This is a genomic window from Pseudobutyrivibrio sp. YE44 (genome assembly GCF_900104335.1).
In the GTDB taxonomy this organism is placed as follows: domain Bacteria; phylum Bacillota; class Clostridia; order Lachnospirales; family Lachnospiraceae; genus Pseudobutyrivibrio.
In genome coordinates this window covers 17,848-36,547 of record NZ_FMXT01000005.1, presented here as the reverse complement: position 1 = coordinate 36,547, position 18,700 = coordinate 17,848, and the positions used below count along the sequence as shown (strand labels likewise).

Genomic DNA, 18,700 nt, shown 5'->3' with positions numbered 1-18,700 from the left:
TTTTCACAATGATTTGATAAGGTTTTGAAACCACTTTAGCTATAATGTCAAAAAAAGGTGTAGGCAACATTAGCAAATCTGATTTTATCGGAGATATTAAGCTTTACAGCCTTACGATAAGGTAGAATTTGCTCGTTGATATATGTGGCGTTGGTGGAATTCAAGTCTGTCAAATAATAATCATCCCCTTCACGAGTTATCTTTGCATGGTTTCCACTTACTGTTGGAGCATGAAGAACTGCATCACAGGATTTTGATTTCCCAATCCTAAAAACATCCTTTGTTACCAGAAAATCATCTTCCTGATTTAAACCATCATATACAAGCTTGCCACAAGGCTTTGTTTCAGACAAAAGAACAGTTCTTTCTTCATACTCATAATCAGGATCAAAGACAAAGTCTTCTCTCTCTTCTTTAAAATCATCCTTGAACTCAATTTTCTTAAACAATACACCTTTTGCTAACTGCTGCATTTTATTAATCAAACCTTTTGGACCCTTTGAGTCAGCTTCGTTAACATCCGAAAAATCATCCTCAAGATAATATCCTGTCATTTCCACATCACATTCTTCCGTTAATTCAGACGTCCTAAGGCTAGGTTCCTCGTCTCGAAGATTAATTTGCTGCACTACAGGACACTCTTCCTGGTCCTGCTGAAGACTATCTAGAATTTCTCCTAGAGTGTAATCTTCTTTTAAGGTTAAGTCATATGCTTCACAAAGCATTGCTGCAAATTCTCTATCGGAGCTTGGGACCTTCTTAATTGCATATTCCATAATCTTACGGAATTGCTCCTGAACACTTCCCATATCCTTTGGATAGTAGCAAAGACTTAACTTAAAAGCTTCAGCAGCCTTCTCAAAATAGACAGTTTCTGGGCTTAACCAAATATGCCTTTCGTTAATAAGATACTTTCCTAATTCTTCGTATGCCAACTGAAGATTTAGTAAAATCCTTTTAAACAGTTCTAGCGTGAAATCATGTGACTCCAAATAATCTTCTAGGTTTTCCTTTCTAGAAATATTGTAGTTGTATTGAAGAACTCCATTGACACTTACCTTTTTCATCTCCAGCAAATGTTCAATGGCATTTTCCTCTATCATTTTTTCTTCATAGGATGAAAGTGTATCAACGGCATCCACAACCATAAAACTGTCGCTATGTTGCCTTTTATATTGTATTTCCATAATTAATCCCTTATGGCATTGAAAATGCCAACAATTCCTTCCTTTGTTCTAAATGTCTTTACTGGGTCAAAAGCGCTTGGTTTGTATGCTACATAATCTAACGTCTCTTTAAAAATTTCGTATGACAGTACGACTGCACTACTAAATAAAATGAGGCATAGACTTATGACCACAGTAGCCTCTACCGTGTAACTTGCTTTTAGACTTTTGTTTATAATCATCCGAATAATCCTCCAAGCTTATTTATTACATAGAGGATGCAATACCCTGTTAACATAAAGGGCATAAATGGCATTTCATAATCAAGACTTTTATACTTTCTATTGATATACAATGCTCCAACCAAGGCAGCCATAATAGATGACAGCCAAACCACTAAAACGGTGTTCATAAATCCAAGATATAGACCTGTCACCATAATGATTAGCGCATCACCTTTTCCTATTTTTTCCTTGGAAATGACACTAAACAGATACACTAATCCTCCCACTAAAACTCCTCCTAAAACACTTGTTATAGGATATGGTTTCATAATCACATTAAGAATAATTCCTATCACCGCAAATATAGCTATTTCTATTAATCTAACCTGTTTGCTTCTCAAATCCTCATAAGTAGCAAGAATGTACAAACAAAGTAATCCAAATGTTTCCATATACTCAAACTCCTAATATCAATGCCCCGCAGAACACTTACTGCAAGGGGCCATCTTATCCTCAACCTCTTCTAATAAAACCTTTTTTATGTTGTGTTTTATCTCTTTACAATTAACATCCATGTGATAGGCAGTGCCGTAATCAGTGATAAAGTAAAAGCCAAGAGCCTTTGTTTTCTTACATTTTTCACATGGATAATATATTGCTCCACTTTTATTTCTAGCTTCATCTATCTCGTCTTTTGGAAGACGATGAACACTAGGATTTAAATATGTGCAATTATAATTTGTATGATATCTCTCACCTTTATCGGTTATGAACACGTATCTGGCATCAGTTGTGTTTTCCGCGTTGTCATAACCTACCCATTTTCTACATCGGGCTCTCTGGTCAACATCAAAGGAATAATTCCCCAATAGACCTATAGGGAAGGTCATTTGATAGGACACCCGAAGATCAATATAATTACCCTCTACAGATGAGCTTAGGAAATTAAACCCTATTGGTCCTCCATCCACAAACTCTATAGGTACATCATTTTTTACTATTTCTACTCCTGCCAAAGCTACAGTGGACGCCATCAATGCCGCCTCTGATAATTCCCCTGTTATGGTTGGATCTTCTTCTGAAGTATCCACATCTTTATCAGATTCTCCTGAATTTGCTACGTTTCCCAGGGTAACTGCCATTGTTCGACTAGCGAAGTTTATTGATTTCTGTACCCCTGATTGAACCTGTAGCAACCTGAATGTGAACATCCCAAATATCATTAAGGTGATAAACAAAGGCAGTATTACCGTCGCTTCAATGGTATAGCTTGCCTTTCTGAAGGAGGCATAAAGAGGTATCTCTTTAAGGGTATGTATATATGGTTGACTATGATTAAATACCTTTCTTTTGTATTTGATATTAGTTCGTTTAAAGGGAGTAGTTGGCGGACTACTCATCCAGCTCGGCGCATTTGAGCTGGAATTCGTTTGATAATGCTTTTTTATAAGAGACACCTTTTTATACCTCCTTTCTAAAGATTAATATGCTAAATACCTGTTTTTCACAATATAATAGTCACCCTCATCTTTTGCTGAACTACTATTAAAAAGAGATAAAAACATTTCTTTTCCGCTATATCCCATCTCAATATCTGCAGCCCAAAGCATGTTATCCATCTTTACTAATTTGTAGTCCTCAGTAGAATTCAAAGCATTTTCCATTACATCTAAGGCTCTCATGGCTAGAGTTGAGTTGAATCTAAGGGCCAGAAATGCCATTAAAAACTCCTTATAACTAAGACCAACTCCGCAATCTTTCGCTTTGAAATTTACATTTCCCACCTGAGATAAATGCCAAACATCTGAGGTCCACTGGTCAACAGTCTTTACGGGAGCTACTTTGCCACCGCTTAATATTAATCTAAGGTCCAGGGTGGATTCTGCATAAGCCCAGGCAGCTATAATTGCATATTTCACCAGTTCAACAATTGCTGGGTTCATTGAAAATCCAGCTATTACTGCTGCAATCGCCTCTGCCTCCGCCACCATGGTGGGACTACTCAATATGGTGGCATAATTTGCAGCCTCTCTAACAAGCATAATCTGCTCAACCACACTGGCTAAACACTGGGTGTCTGTTTCCTTTCCAGATAATAGATATTCCACCTCATATTTAAGACCATCATGCTTTAAGTCATGCCCAAAGTATCCATAATTTGTAAGTAAATAATCTATAAACAATGCCTTATCTATGAGATTTTCATCTGTGGCCAATACCATTGTTCCTTTTTCTAATTCTCTATGGGAGGGCATATTCTCCACTTTTATCTCAGCTTCTGAGAGCTTATCCACTTCTGTAACTGTAGATAAAACTCCCTTTGAAAAGGATTCTTTAAGCACATCAAAGGCATCCAAAGGATTATCCTCCACATCTTCCGGTTCTGGATAATCCTCTGGGTTAGTGTTTGGATCGTCATCATCTGCTGCCGACTGCCTGGCATTAGCATTTGCAGTCTTTGCTTCTTGTAAAGACGCCTTTCCATTTTTTGCTTTTTCCTCTACTGGAACCTTCTCTATGTTATTAATACTGTCTATATGGCCTTGTATTCCATCTATCACTTGGGCTGCCATGCCCTCCTTTGCGGCCTTCACACCAAGTGTCACCACGCCTTGTCCCTGCTCATCTGTAAGAAGTGCGTATTTGCTAGCATAAGCTGTTTCAGCTGTCAGCCTTGCATAGTTATGTCCAGACTCAACGCTGGAATTATACTTACAGTAATCAAGTGCTTTTTGTTCCAACATTCCAGGGCCAATATTTTCTGTTCCATATCCCAAATCGATAGCAAGTATCTTGTAGTTAGTCCAAAGATAAGGATTGTACTCAGAAAATACGCTTTCAGTGGCTATCTCCGTATACTCGGTAGCAAAATCATGGAGCTCATATAGCCTGATGCATTCGCTCATGGTGAACATAAGCCCCATCACTGCCACCATTATCATTGCAAAGAAAACTGATAAAGAACCCTTTACCTTCTTTCTCACTACACTCGACCTGCCTGAGCCTTAATTGTCTTGAACAAGCTCTCCACTAACTGGTTTAAGTTATCCTTGAAGATTAATACTAAACCGATGAGGACAACCAAAATTAAGATCATTTCCACTGTTCCAATTCCATCCTCTTCTACTACAAATCCTTTTACCTTATTCATTAAATAATTCATTTTTTTACCTCTACTTTCTTTAACTTTTTTATAACTGCATTATTGCTGGCACTACTAAAACCACAATTACAATTCCAAGCATTCCTGCCATTGGAAGTAATAACTTTGTTGATGCTTCCTCACCAGCCCTTAGTGCTCTTTGCTTTCTCATTTCAAAGGCGTATTTCTCTTCCTTTTCCAAGGATGAAATCAGTTCCTTTGAACCCTTTCTCAAGTTCTGTATTAGCATCATGGAAAGCTTTCTATATTCTTTGCTTTCGCTGTTTTTACCCAGTTCTTCTAAAGCCTGGATTTCACCTAAACCGTCTATCATTTTTCGATAGGTCTTTACAATTTCTTCAAAGCCTGCTTTCTTTTCTCCACCATTTTTCACACTGGCAAGATACTTGGCAGAAATACGTTCTAACGCTTTCCTAAAACTCATGCCTGCACCCATCAATATTGAAAGCTCAGACACTATCATTGGATAATCCTTTTCCTTTGCCTCGATAGCTTCCTTCTCAGCCTTAGCTGCATCTCTTCTTTTGCCTATAAGGATTGCACCTACTGCTGCAAAACCAAGCAAAATAAGCTGAAGCCCCCTGTAATCCATCTTTTTCTTCCAAACAAGGTCCATGCCCTCTACTTCACCAGGTAGCTTCAAACTAGATTTTGTTCTAGTGTTTTCATCTATGGACTCTACTTCTCGATTAATAGCAGCAAGCTGGCCCTCCAGGGTATCCAGGCTCTTTTGATTTACCACCACAGAAAAGCTATATATGCATTCCTCTTCCTCGTAATAAAGAAGTGCCGTCACGTTGACTATTTCTCCCTTCTCAGGGATATTTTCATCACGAAGCTTTCCATTATTTCCAATGATTCCATAGATATCAAATTTCCACTGGGCTTCAATTAATCCATCTACATAGGAGGTTCTTAAGTCTAAATCCGTTGTAACATCATTAGCTGATTTGTTATCTCCCAGATAAGTTTTATCTATTTCCTTTATTGCCTTGGAAAAGGCTTTATCTATCTGCTTTTTAGAGAGTCTCTTGTCTGAAACCTCAACTGTCATTTCCTGCTTTTCATCTAAAAAACTTAATCTTAAGTCTTCTGTTGAAGAACCTTCACCAGCCTGATTTCTTTCAATAGTTCCATCAAACTTATAATTGGCTTTGATATAGTCGGATACAAGAAGCAATACTCCCATTACCAAAATCACCAGCAATATTTCTACTATCTGTTTCTTTGTTAATTCCTGATTCTTAAACAAGATTTCCTCCTAGCATTAAACCTTTATATCAATTATTCTTTTTCCAAGAGAAATGCAGAAGCCATAGGCTAGCAAACAAACTGTCATTACCGCCGCCCCTAGAGGATTGCCATATAAAGGTGCTATAAAGCTTTCTGAGGTCAGAGAAATATAGGCAAGAATTCCCATAGGCATAACACTCATTACCTTTAATTCAAGTCTCTTTTCTGTTGTTATGGTTTCAATCTCCTGCTTTATTGAAAGGTTATCCTCTATCTTCAAAGCAGTTTCTCGAATATGTCGGCCATAATCTCCACCAGATCTTTTAGCAAAGGAGATTATTTCCGATAGGCTTATTGCTTCCTCCAATTCAATCTCCCTTGCAAACTCATCAAAAGCCTTCTCCAGCTGAACATTCATGGTTAGCTTTCGATTCATAATATGAATTGGTCCAGCTAAAACTGAATCTTTAGGGTAGAGCTTTACCAGCTCTTCTTCCCCTTGTTTCACGGCCCTTTCCAAGGAATAACCAGCCTGCAAACCAGAAACTATGAGCATCATATACTCTTTAAACTCAAGAGCTATTCTAGCAACTCTTTTCTCATGCATTTCCTGTTGTTTAAGCTTCCACCAAAAAGGAATAATAAATACTCCTACCAACATTCCAATAATTGACCTATAAAACAAAAAGGCAATTAATATGGTTATTCCTAGCCCCTGTAATAAAGGCATGTAGGAAGTTAAGCCCTTCCATTTGCTATTAACTTTTCGGTATGAATTAAGCTTCCTGTCTTTTGCCATTCGCCAATTATCCTTCCATTTTTCTCATCAAGCTCCTTGAATTGATACAGAGGATTTAGTTTAATTTCACCATTCTCTATCCCTTCAACCTCACATATTTCTAGAAGCTTTCTACTCTTATCCCTTAATCTTCCAAGCTGGACTATGATGTCTATACCAGATGCAATCTGCTGTCTAATGGCTGGAAGAGGGATTTCCGCACCCATCAAAACCATAGTTTCTAATCTTGAAAGCATATCCTTGCAAGAATTACTATGCCCTGTAGAGCAGCTTCCATCGTGTCCTGTATTGAAAGCCTGAAGCATCTCCAATGCCTCGCCTCCTCTACATTCACCAACGATTATTCTGTCTGGTCGCATTCTTAGAGCGGACTTCAACAAATCTCGTATACTGATTTCGTTTTTTCCCTCTAGGTTTGCATTTCGTGCTTCTAAGCGCACCAAATTTTCCACATTTTTAAGCTGTAGTTCCGCGGAATCTTCTATTGTGATTACACGCTCATCATTTGGGATGTACTCCCCTAGCGCGTTAAGGAAAGAAGTTTTTCCACTACCCGTTCCTCCTGATACAAAGATGTTATATCCGCTTTCCACCAGCTTCTTTAAAAACTCAATTTGCTCCCCGTCAATAGAACCAAAGCCCCTCAATCTTTCCATGGTCATTTGTTCCTTCGGAAATTTTCTTATAGATAGAATTGGATAATCCACCGCCGCAGGCTTAAGCACGATGTTTACACGGCTTCCGTCCTCCAGTCGGGTATCCACTATAGGATTTGATTCATTGACTATTTTGTTGCTGTTTGCCACTATACTTTGAATAATGTCATTCAGCTTTTCCTCTGAGGAAAAATGCTCAGAGGAATGTATTACCTGGCCCTTTTTCTCTATAAAAATATTGTCAGGACCATTAATCATTATTTCTGTTATCTCTTCATCAGCTAGCAAATCCTCCAGAACATCCAACTTCCTTAGGGAGTTGAACACATGACTTTCGATGTTTTTCCTTTCCACCAAAGATATAGGATATTCCTTTGATTTTGCTACAATCTCATTCCTGATGATTTGTATTAATTCTTCATCTGATACGTCAAAACTAAGATCTATTTTGTTCATGGTAGATTGACGTATCTCTTCTTCATAATTAACCATAAGCTTCACTCGACTTGTTATTTTTAGCTTCAGTTAGCTTTCTTACAAATACACCTAAATTGCCTTGTAAAAGCTCCTCGATTTGATAGGTTCCATCCATCAGATTTCCAGCAGACATCGGAAGTGTCACATCCTCCACCTCAACCTCTGCCTCTATCCGACTTAAATAATCTAAGAACAATTCCTGACCCTTTCTAAAGTAGTCCCCAGAACGTCCTAAAACATACAGTTTGTTTAGCTGCTGAAGATGATTTGTAAACCCATTAATGGCACGACCAAATAAAACTACAACAACGTCATAGCTTGACTTTGCCAACATTTCAAAGAACTTATTCCATGTCTCAGCATCTATTTCTCCTATCTCGTTTGGATTTAGGAAAGGTTCGATATAATCAAAGCCCATGAAAGTTCTTAGGTATTGGGATAAATCTACATTTTCGCTAGTATTAATGTCATAAAGAAGATCCATAAGATTGCGTCTGCTACCATTACCTATAAGATTTGGCATAACAGATAATTCCTCAAGATCAATGAAAAGGACTCTTCCACCCGTCCTATATGCCTGCCCTAATGCCATTGCAAATGGCAACTGCAGCTCATGAGAAGTTGGGGAATACACTCCCACCAACTTAGAATTTACATTAGATTTTTTAATACTAGCTTTAGCTATACCTATTTCTCTTAACTCTTTTATTTCATCTACAATCTTGTCTACCGACTGGTATTTGTATATTTGATTCTCCGTAAGATTTTCGGATTCTTCACATAAGATGTATTTATGCCCCACGGACCCTTTAGGTCTAAAACCTGATATTTCCTCAAAATCCTCTGTAAGAATAGTAACGTCAAAATCATTTTCATCCGAGAAAAAACCCTCCGGTGTCGTAAATATATGTACAGACACCTTTGGCTGGGACATCACGTGATTGGCAAACATTATTATGTAGTCCGAATCAAAATCACATAAAGCTACTTCCAAATTTTTCATATTTCACTCCATTCCTTTATCTAACCTGCAGCAAAAAAAACGCGGCAGCAATGTAATAAGAGTAATGAAGTTTTCTCTTAATCTCTAATCGCCCTTCATATAACACCAAAGCCAACACCGCAACGCCAGCAAGCATCACTGAGAGAACAAATACATCTGTTGTAACACGCATACCCACTAAGGTGCTCATTACAGAAAATAGTTTTATGTCCCCTGCCCCAAGTCCTTTCCATTGATACAGCAGGTACAATAGAATAATGGGCCATATTGCTTTGATAATGAAATAGACAATCCCGATGGTTTGAAACTGTAGGATATTCAGGTATAAGCCTGCTACGTATCCCAAGCCGATCAGTTGATTTGGAATCCTGTAAGCCCTGGCATCAAATATGGTTGCCAAAGTCAAAATACTCCAGATCACAAATGCTTCCGTTTTTTTCACCTCGCTTTCGCACATCAATATATCAACCGAAGGCCTCGGGGTATATAGCAAACCATGCTATATTTTATTTTGTATATTTTTCCAATTCGTTTTTTTGTTAATAGTAAATACTTACAAGTGGCTTATCTCTCATTCTGCTGTTAAATCTACACAGACAAACCCGCTTTAAAGCATTAAAAAAGAGACTCCTGTTTGAGAAGTCTCTTTTTTATATAATATTTAATTGTTTTTATGCCCAAAAACCTCGGCTGCTTTGATTACCCATTAGGCTTTCATTTAGTGTCTCCCTTCCATAGGTAATCCCAGCCATTACATACTGAGTATTCTTCATCATAGGCTCAGAAGAATCCTCTTTAGCGATCTGGTCAAACGCACTTCCCAGTTCATCCATAATTCTTTTGGCCTCTAGTAAACCTTCTGAATTTGCTTTATATATGGATTTTGACACATTTCGCTTTACGTAATCGTAGAGCGCGTACAGATTTGAACTTACCTTATAATCAAAATTTAAATCCTTCTGGAGGTGGGTAACTACCTCTGAGCACTTTTTCAAGGCTGCAATGGCATCATCCACTTGGCCAGCTTCAAAGTAATCTAGCGCTTCTGTCTGGTATTCCTCGTAGATTTCGTACAAAACTGTAATCAATCCGCTTCTGTTGCTAGATGCAATTTTCAAGGTAAAAGCTGAAATCTTATCTCTGTTCATTGACTATTTCTCCTATTAAAGCAAATTAGTCGTCTCACTAAGACCACTGTCTATTGTCCACTGTCACAAGTAATTGGCCTTATAAACTACTGTGTCAGCTTATTGTAGAAGCTGTAATGCTAACTGAGGTAATTCGTTAGCCTGTGACAATGCCGATACACCTGCTTGCTCTAAAACATTTAACTTGGTGTACTCAACCATTGTTGTTGCCATGTCGGCATCCTCAATTCTTGATATAGCAGAGGTCATATTTTCTTCTGTGGCATCAAGAGATTTTGTTGTATGCTCCAAACGATTCTCATAAGCACCAAGCTGAGATCGCACTGAAGTCACGTAGCTTAAAGCTTCATCCAAAGCATCCATTGCATCCTCTGGACCTTCAGTTCTTGTTACATCCACATCGTCTATATACATAAACTCTGTTGTAACTGCTGCAATTCTTACTAGCATTGACTGTCCTTCATTTGCACCAATCTGCAAAGACATTGAACCGATGTCGGTTACGTTAAAGGTAACTATTCCATCTATAGTGTTACCTTCTGCGTCGGTGGCACCTTCGGCGTAACCATCCTCTGTCATGAAAGACATTTCAAAACCATTTGTATCTCTAACAATTACTCGAAGTCCATCTGTTTCGTAGGTTGCCTGCTTTCCAAACAAGGATTTTATATCTGCACCTGTATCGTCCTTGTTATCCTTGAAAAGAACGATTTTTGCATCTGAGCCTGCGCTTGTTATGCTGGCTAGTCTCTTTCCAGCCACCTGATCTTCATCAAGGGAATCTTCGGAAAATCCCAAAGCTCGTGCAAATTCAATACTTGAAAACTCAATCTTTACATCACCTTTTGCTCCATACTTATGAGAAAAGATGCTAAGTCCATTTTCGCTATCATAGTCGGAAATCTCTGCTCCGCCCTTCTCACAGGCTTCTCTTAGCATTCCGTAAACGGCTTCACCAGATAATCCTCGCTGGAATTCCATAGGATAGCCATTGATAATTACTGAGCCAGATAATCCAAGGCCGTTGCCGGTAGAGGTTGAAGTTGTTGTATAAACCTTGATGAGATCACCATTTGAGTCGTGACTATACTGAGGTTCTCCATTGATATAGATAATGTTTCCATTACCATCTCTTTGGTATTCATAATCATATTTTGTTACTGTCTCTGACCAACTTGTTCCATCGATAAATGCTTTGTAATCAAATGGAGATGTTGTTGGTGTAGTTACTGTTGTATCTACTTCCTCTTTGTAATAGGTATTATCAGTATGAGAGTTTATTGTATCACCTGTGGGAAGTGTGGTTGCCTTTGCTCTAACAGCAGCCTCTTTAATCTTTAACTGATAAATACCAGAAGGAACAGTGTTTGATGTAGCAATACGAGTCACATTATTAGCATAGGTTCTGCAATCGCAGGACCCGTCCAGCAAGTTAATGGTGTTGAACTCCGTAGTTGCTGCAACTCTGTCAATTTCTACTAATAGAGAATCGATTTCCTTTTGAATGTTTTCACGTTCTGAATCAGAATTTGTTCCATTAGCAGCTTGAATTGAAAGCTCTCTCATTCTCTGGATCATCTCTGTAACTTCGTTAAGAGCACCTTCAGCTGTCTGTAAAGCAGAAATACCGTCGGAGCCATTTGTAGATGCCTGGTCAAGTCCGTTAATCTGAGCCTGCATTTTACCTGCAATGGCGATTCCAGATGGATCGTCAGATGCGTGGTTAATGCTAAATCCTGAGCTTAACTTTTCCATTACATCTGCAAGGGAACCTTCGGTACCGAGAAGTTTGTTGTTTGTTATCACCGCTGACATGTTATTGTTAATTCTCATAGTTGCCTCCTAAGTAACAAGCAAGTCTAGCATCCGTGCGGTGTTAAGTTTGATAAAGATCATCCATGTCCTTACAACATTATTATCGGATGTGGAAATACAAACTTAACTAGATTTCTGTAACTTTTGTGTGTCGGCAAATTTCCCATGGCCTATTTATTGGCTCGGCAAATCATTAATCACCAGAATTTGTTTTTTTGCCCCTTTCGATTTCTTCATATTATATGTCAAATTTTTCCTCCGTCGACCTGACTCTGATTTTCAAATTTCCACTTATTTTTTTCCAATCTCGTCCGAAATATTAGATGTAAACCAAATATACCCTGGAGGAACTGTATGCAAATTGAAGGACTCAAGGTAACGGATTACATCAAAACAGAAGGCGCCGACATCACAGGTTTTGGTGTTGGAACCAGCGGTATCAAGGACGATAAAAAAGCAAATTCTAATAAGGAACTTAAAGCATTATCAGTTGATAATGCCTTCTATGACAATAAAGGAAAACTGGCGGATGCAGATTTCACAAAAGAAGTGACCGAAGCATCCACTCTTGGTATGTCCACAGTTGACGCTGTTAAAAATGTTGAGCGAGCTTGGGATGATGAAGCAACAGCAAAAGCAACTGAGGATGGACATAATCCTATGGATATGGATTCCCATACTCTAGTCACAGTTGTTGATGAAATTAAAATGAACCTAGCTAAGGGCGGTGCCGACATTTCAAAGATGGGTGGATTGTCTGCGGCTGAAATTGAAGCTATGTCCGGCTCAATCTCTCAAGCTGTAGCGATGACAAAGGGTCTTGGCACTATTCTTCCCGAAGAAACCCAGGCTTATCTTGTAAAAAATGAATTGGAGCCAACCATTACTAATATTTACAATGCTACCTATTCTGCTCCAACTATGCCTGAGGATACAAAGACCTCAGCTGATATTCAACAATTACTCCAAGACCTAGGAAATACAATAGATTCTCTCATCCAAGAGATGGAAGGAGAACAAAATCAGTCTGCGCAAAGAACTGAGCCACAAATCGACTTGAAAGAAATTGTGGCAACCATGCTGAAGCAAGATGTTCCTATTACAAAGGAACATCTTGAATACATGGTTGGTTTACAGCAGTACGAAAAGCCTACAGATCAGCAGCTAGAGGCTGCTATTGAAGATATTGTAGCTGAAGGAAAGGAGCCGACAGACGCTTATTTACTTCCAGGTTATTCTCTTATGGACCAGGCCAAGAAGACCTTTGAAGAAGTAATGAACATGGATGTAAATGACCTTCAGTCAATTACTGCTCAGCGTCAGCTTACAGAAATTCAGCTAACCATGACCGTGGAAGCAACTTTCACTATGATGAAAAACGGCATCGACGTTAATACCAATGACCTTTCTGATTTGTTGGATAAGCTTAAGCTTCAGGAAACCAACCTTCTTCAGATTCTAATGAAGGCTGAAAACAAAGAAGCTACCAACAACAATGTAAATCTCTTCAAGCAGGTTATGAATGAGATGGCTGAGATTTCTCAGGCCCCTGCTGCAACCCTTGGAAGATTTTCTAACATCAACGCAGAAACCTTCTCTTACGTACATGAAGTCAGCGTATCTGTCACAGCTGAATATTCACGTATGGAGATGACCTACGAAGCTGTTGGTACAGAAGTTAGAAGAGATTTAGACGACAACATTAATAAAGCTTTCCAGAATGTGGATGATATTTTAGCAGACCTTAATATTGAAGCAACAGAATCTAGCCAGAAGGCCGTTCGCATTCTTGCTTACAATCAGATGGATATTACCTCTGAGTCCGTAATGAATGTTAAGGCTTCTACAGAGATGGTTTCTCGCACCTTTAAGAGCATGACTCCTGCAGTTGTAGCTGAAATGATAAAGCGTGGTTCAAATCCTTTGGATATGACCATGGGTGAATTGAAGCAAAAGGCTGAGGATATTAAGGCTGATATGGGAAGCTCTTCAGATGAGGAAAGCTTCGCTAAGTTCCTTTGGAAGGCTGAACACAACTCAGACCTTACTGAAGCTGAACGTGATGCCTATGTTGGTGTGTACAGACTTCTTCATCAAGTGGAAAAATCAGATGGTGCAGCCATCGGTGCGTTGATAAGTCAAGGTACAGAGGTTACCCTTAGAAATCTTATGACAGCCGTTCGCTCTAGCAAGCACACCGGACGTGAATATGAAATTGATGACAAGTTTGGACAGCTTGATGAAATGGTAGTTAAAGATCTTTCTATTACAGAACAGATTGAGAAGGTATTCCTGACAGATAGATGTCGAGATGCTAGGGAAGCTATGACTCCTGCCAAGATGCATCTTCTTGGGGAAGAGGACATCCTTGCCATGAATCCTGATGAGTTTGCTACCGCTATGGAACAAACAATGGATGAAGCTGCAGAAGCAGACTACAACCATTATCTTACTGAACAGCTAAAGGCTTCCCTTGCTCCAGCAGAATCAGTTGATAGCATTTTAGAACAGTTTAATATTCCATCTTCTGCAAATATGATAAGTGCAGTTGAGGGGCTTCTTCAGAACCCAGGTAGCTTTGTAAAGGATTTATACGGCCGAGCTTCAAAGCTTCAAAATCAGGCTATGGATATTAACGACCTAATAGATTTAGCTTACAGCCGATTCGAAGAGGCTTGCCACAGCCCTGAGGCTATGAATGAAGCTGAAGAGGCTCTTGGGGATTTAGCCGAGACCATCATGAAATCCATGATTAATATGGAAGATGTTCGCACCATCGATTTAGAGGATATGAAGTTGGTAGTTCAACAATCCAAGGCTATACAGCAGATGGCAGCCACCGGAGAAACCTATCATATTCCTGTTACCCTTGACGGCGAAGTTGGTGATATGAATCTTAGAATTGTTCGTGGTGATGCCAACACTGGCATGGTGAAGATGGCTATCTATCTTCAGAAAACAGCCACCATCCAGACCACCTTCAGATACGAAGCAGGTGAAGTCACTGCAAATGTAGAATGTGAAACTGCTGAAATGAGAGAAAGACTTGCAAGTTTGGCTGACCATATATCTGAACAAATGGAAGCTGCTACGGGGTTCTCCTTTAGCTTCAGCTTTACAAGAGTCAGTGGCATGACAGCCAGCGATATTTACAATATGCAGCAAGGAATACTTGCCACAGCAGATTCCGATATTCAAGAAAACAAAGTGCAAACAGAGGCTCTCTATGGTATAGCTAGAAGCTACATGCAGCTAATTAATGAATTATTTTAAAAGAAAAAGGTCCAGAAAGCTAAGCTTTCTGGACCTTCTTCAATTCTTTTATAATTCCGTTCTTCCATCTAGTGCGCGAAGCAAAGTTACTTCGTCAATGTACTCCAGGTTTCCACCAACAGGAACACCTGATGCAATTCTGCTGACCTTGATTCCTGTAGGTTTAATCAGCTTGCTAATATAAGCGGCTGTGGTTTCGCCCTCCAAGGATGAATTGGTGGCCACAATAACCTCCTGAACATCATTTTGCTGAAGGCGTACCATAAGCTCCTTTAGCTTAATATCCCCTGGGCCAATGCCAGCCATTGGGGAGATTGCACCGTGAAGCACATGGTACACTCCATCGAATTTACCTGTTTTTTCATAGGCTGCCAAATCCCTAGTGTCCTCCACTACCATAATAATATTCTTATTACGCTTAGGATTTGAGCAGATAGGACAAAGCTCATCGTCGGTAAGAGTAAAGCATTCCTTGCAGTATCTCACATTCTTTCTAGCCTGCACAATGGCGTTGGCCAGGTCGTTAACCTTTTCTTCATCCATGCCTAATATATGGAAAGCCAGCCTTTGGGCTGACTTACTTCCAATGCTTGGCAAATCACTTAGCTCTGCTATTAAATTGCTAATTTCTTTGCTGTAATATTCCATCTATTATAATCCAAGTCCACCTGTGAATTTAGACATAGAAGCCTGACTTACTTCATCAACCTTGCGAAGAGCTTCATTTGCTGCAGCCATAACAAGGTCCTCAAGCATCTCAACATCCTCTGGGTCAACTGCTTCTGGGTCAATCTTAATCTTTGTAATTTCCTTCTTTCCAGAAACTGTAACCTCAACAACACCGCCACCAGCTGTACCTGTCATCTCTGTCTCCTCAAGCTGTGCCTGAGCTTCCTCCATCTGACGCTGCATACGCTGTGCCTGCTTCATAAGCTGGCTCATATTACCTGGCATTCCGCCTCCTGGAAATCCACCTCTACCTTTTCCCATGTTTCTATTCCTCTCTTTCGTGTATATCTATTTAAAATTATTCTGTGTCTTGTTCAACTTCAATTCCCATGTTCGCGAAGTAATCAACCGCATCTGTGTGAGTGCTTCTTGAGCTTACTCCACTGGAATTAATTTCAACCTTTATGTTAACTGATTTATGAATTACATCTTCAACAGTCTTTGAGATTTCTTCAATGACTTCTGGCCTGTTTACAAAGTCTCCAGCCATATTTTCAGAGCCTTGCATCTGGTCGAAAATCAGCACCAACTCTCCCACTTCATTTACTGTTACAGTGGTTGCCTGTTTTAAATACATCTTTATATTTACAGGAACTCGGCCAAGAATACTGCTCCAATTTTGAGCAGCCTGTTTTACTTCCTCAGGCATGGCTGCTGGAAGTGGCTCCTTCTTTACAGGAGCTACACTGGGAGCAGACGCATTTCCTGATGAAGCTGGCGCCTGTGCCATAACAACAGGAACACCCTCCTCAACCTTTTTTTCAAGATTAGCAATTCTATTGTTAAGAGCTGAAATATCCTGCTCCATCTGTGGCTTACAAAGCTTTATAAGTGCAATCTCTATAAGCACACGTTTTTGATTTGCATATTTAATATCGTTTGAAAGTGCTGACAACACCTGAATGTATCTCATCAACACTTCTGTATCTACAAGCTGAGCCTCTTCCTTTAAAAGAGCGATGTTATCGGAAGACATTTCAAGAACATCCTCCATATCATCTGAGCTCTTAAGAAGCATTAGGTTTCTGAGATACCAAGTGAAATCATTTACGAACTGATTCAGGTCACGACCCTGAGTCATTATCTCCTCAATGATACCAATACAATCTGTAATCTGACCATTTATGATGTTTCTCAACAATCGTGAGAACACCTCAGTATCGATGGCTCCCAGTACCTTGAGCACGTTGTCATAAGTAAGAGTCTGACCAATGTAAAAAGCAATACACTGATCCAAAAGCGAAAGACCATCACGCATCGAACCATCTGCAGCCTTCGCAATGTAACGAATAGCTTTCTCCTCAACCTGCACACCTTCTTTATCCATCAGCTCCTGCAAACGAGCGGCGATGGTGTCGATGGAAATACGATGGAAATCATATCTCTGGCAACGACTAAGGATGGTGATTGGAATCTTGTGCACCTCTGTGGTAGCCAAAATAAACACAACATAAGAAGGTGGCTCCTCAATGGTCTTTAGCAAGGCATTGAAAGCACCGATGGAAAGCATATGCACCTCATCGATGATGTAAACCTTGTATTTGCCTTCGGTTGGAGGATAAGCCACCTCCTCTACAATCTGTCGGATGCTATCTACACCATTGTTAGATGCAGCATCCATCTCAATTACATTCATGGAATTGCCCGCTGTAATGGCCTTGCACATATCGCATTCCATACATGGACTTCCATTTTCCTTTGGATTCTGGCAGTTGATAGTTCTAGCAAGAATCTTTGCTATTGTAGTCTTACCAGTTCCTCTGGTTCCTGTAAAAAGGTATGCATGTCCTATACGGTCACTTTTTATTTGGTTTTGTAAAGTGGTCACAATATGGTCCTGACCTTTAACATCCTCGAAGGTCTGAGGTCTGAACTTTCTATAAAGCGCCATATATTTGGACATAACAATTACCTACCCTTAAACTTTTATTAGTCTCCGAAGCTAATGCCGATTCGCTTAGCCTCCTCTATCATCTGACAATCAGGCTCAACAACCTTAAGCTTGCCAGCCACATCTTCAAGTGGAATTCGTTTTGTTTTGCCATTTACCATGGCAATCATGTTTCCATAATCCTCATCAAGGATTGCCTGAGCTGCTGCAGAACCAAGTCGTGTACAAAGCACTCTATCAAATGGATCTGGGCTTCCACCTCGCTGCATATGGCCAGGCACGGTAACACGAACCTCGATGCCTGTTTCCTTCTGGATTCTGTCTGCAATCTCGTAAGAAACTGAAGGATACTTTGATTCTTCAAGCTTTTTCTTGTATTCCTTCTTTGAAAGCTTTGCATCTTCCTTTGAAATAGCACCCTCAGCTACAGCTAAGATTGTAAAGCCTTTGCCTTCCTCGGCACGCTTGTTGATGGCCTTTACTACCTTCTTTATGTCGTATGGAATCTCTGGAAGAAGGATAATATCTGCACCTGATGCAACACCGGCATACAGAGTGAGCCATCCTACCTTGTGTCCCATAACCTCTACGATGAACACACGGCTATGAGAAGATGCTGTAGTATGAATACAATCGATTGTATTACAAGCAATATCGATGGCACTTTGGAAACCAAAGGTTAAGTCTGTGCCGTAAATATCGTTGTCTATAGTCTTTGGAAGATGGATGATGTTAAGACCTTCCTCTCGAAGGAGGTTTGCAGTCTTTTGTGTTCCATTTCCACCAAGGATAACAAGACAGTTGAGATTCAGCTTGTAGTAGTTGGATTTCATTGCCTCAACCTTGTCTAAACCGTTCTCATCAGGCTCACGCATGAGCTTGAATGGCTGACGACTGGAGCCTAGGATTGTTCCACCTCTTGTAAGAATACCTGAGAAATCCTGGCTTGTGAGAAGTCTGTAATCACCATAAATCAGACCCTTGTAGCCATTGAAATAACCGTACACTTCAAGGTCCTTTACGTTTGCAGCCAAGCCCTTAACAACACCGCGCATTGCAGCATTAAGAGCCTGACAGTCACCACCACTTGTAAGCAATCCGATTCTCATCATAGTCTTGTACC

Annotated in this window: 18 protein-coding genes; 1 reads left to right on the top strand and 17 read right to left on the bottom strand. The window is 39.8% G+C overall.

What is annotated here, in order from left to right; translation table 11 throughout:
• Positions 1-47 precede the first annotated feature (47 nt).
• From BLR54_RS08960 to BLR54_RS08900, 13 genes are all read right to left on the bottom strand, one after another.
• On the bottom strand, positions 48-1,187 hold the full coding sequence (locus tag BLR54_RS08960) for a DUF6382 domain-containing protein (protein ID WP_090419822.1): 1,140 nt from the start codon (positions 1,185-1,187) through the stop codon (positions 48-50).
• 2 nt (positions 1,188-1,189) lie between these two features.
• Positions 1,190-1,408, bottom strand: coding sequence for a hypothetical protein (locus BLR54_RS08955; protein ID WP_090419819.1), 219 nt, complete (start codon positions 1,406-1,408; stop codon positions 1,190-1,192).
• A complete protein-coding gene (locus tag BLR54_RS08950; protein ID WP_090419816.1) occupies positions 1,405-1,842 on the bottom strand; it encodes a prepilin peptidase in 438 nt (145 codons plus the stop codon). The genes BLR54_RS08955 and BLR54_RS08950 overlap by 4 nt, the downstream gene beginning before the upstream one ends.
• A gap of 18 nt (positions 1,843-1,860) precedes the next feature.
• Complete coding sequence (locus BLR54_RS08945; protein ID WP_143008419.1) at positions 1,861-2,532, bottom strand: hypothetical protein; 672 nt, start codon at positions 2,530-2,532, stop codon at positions 1,861-1,863.
• A 339-nt stretch (positions 2,533-2,871) separates the two neighbouring features.
• Positions 2,872-4,374: a DUF5702 domain-containing protein gene (locus BLR54_RS08940; protein ID WP_090419809.1), complete on the bottom strand. Its 1,503-nt coding sequence runs from the start codon at positions 4,372-4,374 to the stop codon at positions 2,872-2,874.
• A complete protein-coding gene (locus BLR54_RS08935; RefSeq protein WP_176761905.1) occupies positions 4,374-4,553 on the bottom strand; it encodes a Flp1 family type IVb pilin in 180 nt (59 codons plus the stop codon). The genes BLR54_RS08940 and BLR54_RS08935 overlap by 1 nt, the downstream gene beginning before the upstream one ends.
• A gap of 28 nt (positions 4,554-4,581) precedes the next feature.
• A complete protein-coding gene (locus BLR54_RS08930) occupies positions 4,582-5,805 on the bottom strand; it encodes a type II secretion system F family protein (protein ID WP_090419806.1) in 1,224 nt (407 codons plus the stop codon).
• A gap of 15 nt (positions 5,806-5,820) precedes the next feature.
• A complete protein-coding gene (locus tag BLR54_RS08925) occupies positions 5,821-6,516 on the bottom strand; it encodes a type II secretion system F family protein (protein ID WP_143008418.1) in 696 nt (231 codons plus the stop codon).
• Between the two features lie 8 nt (positions 6,517-6,524).
• The gene (locus tag BLR54_RS08920; protein ID WP_090420197.1) at positions 6,525-7,697 is read right to left on the bottom strand and encodes a CpaF family protein; all 1,173 of its coding nucleotides are present in this window, start codon (positions 7,695-7,697) and stop codon (positions 6,525-6,527) included.
• Positions 7,698-7,725: 28 nt separating this feature from the next.
• Positions 7,726-8,721, bottom strand: a complete 996-nt coding sequence (locus BLR54_RS08915; protein WP_090419800.1) for a hypothetical protein — start codon at positions 8,719-8,721, stop codon at positions 7,726-7,728.
• A gap of 16 nt (positions 8,722-8,737) precedes the next feature.
• Positions 8,738-9,163, bottom strand: coding sequence for a prepilin peptidase (locus BLR54_RS08910; protein ID WP_176761903.1), 426 nt, complete (start codon positions 9,161-9,163; stop codon positions 8,738-8,740).
• 229 nt (positions 9,164-9,392) lie between these two features.
• Positions 9,393-9,869 carry a flagellar export chaperone FliS gene (locus tag BLR54_RS08905; protein ID WP_090419793.1) on the bottom strand — a complete coding sequence of 159 codons (477 nt, stop codon included), beginning with the start codon at positions 9,867-9,869 and terminating at the stop codon, positions 9,393-9,395.
• A gap of 99 nt (positions 9,870-9,968) precedes the next feature.
• Positions 9,969-11,702 carry a flagellin N-terminal helical domain-containing protein gene (locus BLR54_RS08900; RefSeq protein WP_090419790.1) on the bottom strand — a complete coding sequence of 578 codons (1,734 nt, stop codon included), beginning with the start codon at positions 11,700-11,702 and terminating at the stop codon, positions 9,969-9,971.
• Positions 11,703-12,038: 336 nt separating this feature from the next.
• Between BLR54_RS08900 and BLR54_RS08895 the strand changes: the two genes are divergently transcribed.
• Complete coding sequence (locus BLR54_RS08895; protein ID WP_090419787.1) at positions 12,039-14,957, top strand: DUF6240 domain-containing protein; 2,919 nt, start codon at positions 12,039-12,041, stop codon at positions 14,955-14,957.
• Between the two features lie 48 nt (positions 14,958-15,005).
• Here the strand turns inward: BLR54_RS08895 and recR are convergent, their stop codons facing one another.
• The 4 genes from recR to BLR54_RS08875 are packed head-to-tail and all read right to left on the bottom strand — an operon-like array spanning position 15,006 to position 18,689.
• A complete protein-coding gene (gene recR / locus BLR54_RS08890; RefSeq protein ID WP_090419784.1) occupies positions 15,006-15,605 on the bottom strand; it encodes a recombination mediator RecR in 600 nt (199 codons plus the stop codon).
• A gap of 3 nt (positions 15,606-15,608) precedes the next feature.
• Positions 15,609-15,947 carry a YbaB/EbfC family nucleoid-associated protein gene (locus BLR54_RS08885; protein WP_090419782.1) on the bottom strand — a complete coding sequence of 113 codons (339 nt, stop codon included), beginning with the start codon at positions 15,945-15,947 and terminating at the stop codon, positions 15,609-15,611.
• Positions 15,948-15,984: 37 nt separating this feature from the next.
• Entirely contained in the window at positions 15,985-17,577 is a 1,593-nt protein-coding gene (dnaX, locus tag BLR54_RS08880) for a DNA polymerase III subunit gamma/tau (protein WP_242871227.1), read from the bottom strand.
• 38 nt (positions 17,578-17,615) lie between these two features.
• Positions 17,616-18,689 (bottom strand): 6-phosphofructokinase, encoded by a 1,074-nt coding sequence (locus tag BLR54_RS08875; protein WP_090419774.1) that lies wholly within the window; start codon positions 18,687-18,689, stop codon positions 17,616-17,618.
• Positions 18,690-18,700: the final 11 nt, after the last annotated feature.